General features: G+C 53.9%; 7 protein-coding genes. 5 read left to right on the forward strand and 2 right to left on the reverse strand.

Annotated features, from left to right (window positions below; translation table 11 throughout):
- Positions 1-24: 24 nt before the first annotated feature.
- The 4 genes from glnB to AC1HCM_RS01980 all read left to right on the forward strand — a co-directional run bounded on the left by glnB (position 25) and on the right by AC1HCM_RS01980 (position 4,211).
- Complete coding sequence (glnB, locus tag AC1HCM_RS01965) at positions 25-363, forward strand: nitrogen regulator P-II GlnB (RefSeq protein ID WP_479460096.1); 339 nt, start codon at positions 25-27, stop codon at positions 361-363.
- A 25-nt stretch (positions 364-388) separates the two neighbouring features.
- Positions 389-1,798, forward strand: a complete 1,410-nt coding sequence (gene glnA, locus AC1HCM_RS01970) for a type I glutamate--ammonia ligase (RefSeq protein WP_479460097.1) — start codon at positions 389-391, stop codon at positions 1,796-1,798.
- A 56-nt stretch (positions 1,799-1,854) separates the two neighbouring features.
- Positions 1,855-3,129: an ammonium transporter gene (locus AC1HCM_RS01975; RefSeq protein WP_479460098.1), complete on the forward strand. Its 1,275-nt coding sequence runs from the start codon at positions 1,855-1,857 to the stop codon at positions 3,127-3,129.
- Between the two features lie 65 nt (positions 3,130-3,194).
- A complete protein-coding gene (locus tag AC1HCM_RS01980; protein WP_479460099.1) occupies positions 3,195-4,211 on the forward strand; it encodes an outer membrane beta-barrel protein in 1,017 nt (338 codons plus the stop codon).
- 46 nt (positions 4,212-4,257) lie between these two features.
- On the opposite strand, the gene rpmA is transcribed toward AC1HCM_RS01980, so the two are convergent.
- Both rpmA and rplU read right to left on the reverse strand, forming a co-directional pair.
- A complete protein-coding gene (rpmA, locus tag AC1HCM_RS01985; protein ID WP_479460100.1) occupies positions 4,258-4,545 on the reverse strand; it encodes a 50S ribosomal protein L27 in 288 nt (95 codons plus the stop codon).
- A 1-nt stretch (position 4,546) separates the two neighbouring features.
- Complete coding sequence (rplU, locus tag AC1HCM_RS01990) at positions 4,547-4,846, reverse strand: 50S ribosomal protein L21 (protein WP_479460101.1); 300 nt, start codon at positions 4,844-4,846, stop codon at positions 4,547-4,549.
- A gap of 59 nt (positions 4,847-4,905) precedes the next feature.
- On the opposite strand from rplU, the gene AC1HCM_RS01995 reads away from it, so the two are divergent.
- Positions 4,906-5,016, forward strand: a 111-nt coding sequence (locus AC1HCM_RS01995; protein ID WP_479460102.1) for a hypothetical protein, incomplete at its 3' end; no start/stop codon positions are given.

A 5,016-nucleotide genomic window follows, 5' to 3' on the forward strand; every position in this document is an offset into this window, starting at 1 on the left:
ATGTTAGGACAAGGAGGAAGGAAGATGAAGAAGATTGAGGCTATCATCAAACCCTTCAAGCTTGACGAGGTTAAGGACGCCCTCGTTGAGATAGGCATAGGCGGTATGACTGTCACCGAGGTAAAGGGCTTCGGTCAGCAGAAGGGGCACACGGAGATCTACAGGGGAACGGAGTACGTCATAGACTTCCTCCCCAAGGTGAAGATCGAGGTGGTGGTCAGGGACGAGGACGTGGAGAAGGTCCTTGAGACCATCGTAAAGAGTGCCCAGACAGGAAGGGTAGGTGATGGAAAGATTTTCGTCCTCCCCGTTGAGGACGTGATAAGGATAAGAACGGGAGAAAGAGGAGAGGCGGCGGTCTAAAAATTTTATCAAAGGAGGTGCAGGCATGCCTAAGTATTCCCCTCAGGAAGTGCTAAGCCTGATTGAACAGGAAGGGGTCCAGTACGTGGACCTGAGGTTCTCAGACCCCTTCGGTCAGTGGCAACATCTCACCATCCCCGCCTACGAGCTATCAGAGGACACCTTTGAGAACGGCAGGGGATTTGACGGCTCATCCATAAGGGGCTGGCAGACGATAAACGAGTCCGATATGCTCGCCAAACCCGACCCGAACACAGCCTTCATAGACCCCTTCATAGAGCCCAAGACCCTCGTGATGATATGCGACATCTACGACCCCGTAACCGGTGAGAGGTACGGAAGGGACACCAGATACATAGCCCAGAAGGCTGAACAGTACCTCAAGCAGACCGGGATAGGTGATACAGCCTACTTCGGTCCGGAGGCTGAGTTCTTCATCCTTGACTCCGTTGAGTTCGGTTCTGCAGCGAACTACGCCTTCTGGAGGGTTGACTCCGAGGAAGGCTGGTGGAACAGAGAGATAACCTCTACCGGATACAAGATACCCCACAAGAGGGGTTACTTCCCGGCTCCACCCTTAGACAAGACGATGGACCTGAGGAACGAGATGGTGACCATCCTCTCAGAGCTCGGTGTCACCGTTGAGCTCCATCACCACGAGGTCGCAACCGCCGGACAGGCTGAGATAGACATAAGGTACGACTCCCTCGTAAATCAGGGGGACAAGCTCTTCCTCTACAAGTACATAGTTAGGAACGTTGCGGCAAAGCACGGTAAGTATGCGACCTTCATGGCTAAGGTCCTCCCCAACGACAACGGTTCGGGTATGCACACCCACTTCTCCATATGGAAGAACGGCGAGCCAACCTTCGCAGGCTCCGGCTACGCTGGGCTTTCTGAGACAGCCCTCTACGCCATAGGCGGGATACTAAAGCACGCAAGGGCGATAGTAGCCTTCACCAACCCGACCATCAACTCTTACCACAGGCTCGTTCCCGGCTTTGAAGCTCCCGTAAGGCTTGCCTACTCCGCCAGAAACAGGTCCGCCGCTATAAGGATACCCATGTACTCCCAGTCTCCCAAGGCAAAGAGGATAGAGGTCAGATTCCCCGACGCCACCTCCAACCCCTACCTCGCCTTCAGCGCCATACTCATGGCAGCCATTGACGGAATTGAGAACAAGATAGACCCCGGAGAGCCCTTTGATAAGGACATCTACTCCCTGCCACCAGAGGAGCTTGAGGGTATTCCCCAGCTTCCCGGCTCCCTTGAGGAAGCCCTAAATGAGCTTGAGAAGGACTACGAGTTCCTCCTCAAGGGCGGTGTCTTCACGGAGGAGGTCCTCCAGCTCTGGATTGAAACCAAGAGGGCTGAGATAGATGAGCTGAGGTTCACTCCTCACCCGAAGGAGTTTGAGCTCTACTTTGATATCTAAGTTTTGAAGCACCCCGCCTCTGGCGGGGTCATTTCAATAAATAGGAGGGAAAAGAGATGAGGCGCGCATCGCTTTGGGCTATTCTGCCCTTACTTATGGCAGTTCCATCCTTCGCAGGAGAGGCTAAGCTTGACACGGGCAACACAGCCTGGATGCTCACAGCTTCGGCGCTCGTTGTCTTCATGACCGTACCCGGTCTCGCTCTCTTTTACGGAGGGTTGGACAAGAGCAAGAGCATCCTCAACACGATAGCCATGTCCTTCGTAGCCTTCTCCATAGTGAGCATAACCTGGCTCGCCTTCGGCTATTCAATAGCCTACGGGGACGACATAGGGAAGTTCATAGGCAGTCCCTTCCAGTACTTCTTCGCCAAGGGAATAACAGGGATCAACGCGGACACAGGCTACCCAGCTCTTCTTGATGTAATGTTCCAGCTGACCTTTGCCACTATCACGACAGCCCTCGTGAGCGGTTCACTCGTCGGGAGGATGAAGTTCTCCGCCTGGATAATCTTCTGCATCCTGTGGAGCGTAATAGTGTATCCCCCCATAGCCCACTGGGTGTGGGGTGGGGGCTTCCTGAGTGACCACGGAGCCCTTGACTTCGCCGGAGGTACGGTCGTCCACATAAACGCAGGTATAGCGGGTCTCGTTGCGGCGCTCATCCTCGGAAAGAGGAAGGAGCCCCAGCTGATACCCAACAACGTCCCCCTCGTAGCATTAGGTGCAGGCATCCTGTGGTTCGGGTGGTTCGGCTTCAACGCAGGTTCAGCCTTGGCTGCCGATGGGGTCGCCGTTTACGCCATGCTGGACACCACGGTTGCCACCTCTGCAGCAGCCCTCGCCTGGATGTTCACAGAGTGGCTGACCGCTGGTAAACCCACCGTCGTGGGAATATCCTCAGGGATAATAGCGGGTCTCGTTGCGGTTACCCCAGCCGCCGGATTCGTAAACCCGGTGGGAGCTATCCTTGTGGGTGCGATAGCTTCGGTCTTCGCCTACTTTGCAGTCTCCAAACTCAAGCCCACCCTCGGCTACGACGATGCCCTTGACGTCTTCGGAATCCACGGTGTAGCGGGGATAGTTGGTGCAGTCCTAACAGGAGTTTTTGCAGACCCAGCGGTGAACGGCAGTGCTGGACTTCTGTACGGAAACCCCAAGCAGGTGCTCATCCAGATAGAGGGTGTTATAGCCACGATAGCCTACTCGGGCATCCTAACGGCGATAATAGTGTTCGTGGCCAAAGCCCTGACTGGTCTAAGGGTCAGAGATGAGGAGGAGATAGAAGGTCTTGACACCACCCAGCACGGTGAAAGTGCCTATAACCTTTGATAGAGAGGAGGCTCAGTCCTCCACTCCGCTTTTTCCTTTTTGAAAACATGAAGGAGGTAAGAGATATGAAAAAAGGGATCTTGACAGCAGCTATCCTCGGGCTGACGCTCCCCTCCCTTGCCCAGGAGAAGACTATAAGCCTGAAGCTCTCCCAGCCCCTTGAGCTTTACGGAGGGGTGAGCGCAGGCTACTTCTTTACGACGAACGAAGGGAGTAAGGACAGCGACGATGCCTTCCAGCTTACGAACGCCCTTATAGGTCTTAAGGGAGAGGTTGGGGATGCTATCAAGCTCGGCTTTGACCTCGCTGTGGGACAGAGCTTCCAGGGAACTGTTGATGCACCTCTCTCAGGCTCTTCAGCCTACACAGATACATTCGGTATCGTCTGGGGCTACATTACCCTCAAGCCTGTGGAGAAGCTCTCCCTTGATGCGGGTATCCTCACCACCAACGTAGGGTACGAGCTTGCAGACACTTACTCAAACCCCAATATAACCTTCGGAGAGGTATGGTGGGCACAGCCCTTCATATATCCCGGCGCGAGGGCATCCTTTGACCTCACCGACAAGATAAGCCTCTATGCGGAGTACAACAAGCAGTTCGGTGGGGACAACTTCGCCTTCGGCTCCCTCGGTGAGTTCGGACCGGTGAGCTACGGGGTTACCTACTTTGACTACAACGATACAAACAGCGGTGGAACGGACAAGAACCTGATTGATGTGGTACTTGGGATGAGTGCCGGAAGCATAGACTTGGGTCTAAACCTTGATTACCAGTGGCTTGACAGCCATGCCAAGGCTCCCGGTCAGGACGACAGCGCCTACGGTATTGCCCTCTACATAACACCCAACCTCGGACAGCTCTCCGTTCCGGTAAGGCTTGAGTACTTTGACAGCGGAACGAGCGGAATATACTTAGATGAGAAGAGCTACACCCTCACCGTAACCCCCACCTTCAAACCTACCAATAACACCTTTGTCAGGGGCGAGGTTGCCTACATATCAACGGACAACAAGGTTTTCAAGGGAGGTACTGAGGACAACAAGGCTACCCTTGCGGTGGAGCTCGGATTTACATTCTGATGCCCTGCACCCTGTATGCCAGCCTTCGCCCCTCCGGGGGCGCTTTTTAATTAGACTTTCCGTTTCCGAGGGCTTCCCACTCCTCAGGTGTCAGGACGCTTACGAGCTTCTTCTTCCTCCTGTTTTCAAACCTGACGTACCCGTCCGTGAGGGCGAAGAGGGTAAAGTCAGAGCCCATGCCAACGTTCTTACCCGGGTATATCTTGGTTCCCCTCTGCCTGACCAGGATGTTTCCAGCCTTTACGAACTGACCGCCGTACCTCTTTACACCTAATCTTTTAGATTGACTATCCCTTCCGTTCCTCGTAGAGCCACCGCTCGCCTTGGAAGCCATCTCAAACCTCCTTTATGTCTTTAATCAATACCTCGGTGTAGAGCTGTCTATGACCCTTCCACCTCTTGTAGTTCTTCTTCGGCTTGTACTTAAAGACGGTAACCTTCTTCCCCTTTCCGTGGGAAAGAACCTCGGCGACAACCTTACCCTTATAGAACTCAACCGTTCCGTCGTTCTTTCTGAGCATGATGGGTTCAAACTCAACCGTTGAGCCCTCCTCAGCCTTGAGCTTCTCAACCCTGAGCTTCATTCCAGGCTCAACCCTGTACTGCTTTCCACCCGTCTTTATAACCGCGTACATCTCTTACCTCCTGCTCAAGAGACAGAAATTATACCACAGGGTGATAAAATAGAGCTTCCATGGAAAAGGTTTGGGAAGCGCACGGTCTATCGGAGGAGGAGTTTAGGCGAATAGTCTCTTATCTCGGTAGGGAGCCCAACAACGTTGAGCTCGGCGTTCTGGGGGCGCTC

This window comes from Hydrogenivirga sp., assembly GCF_056450045.1.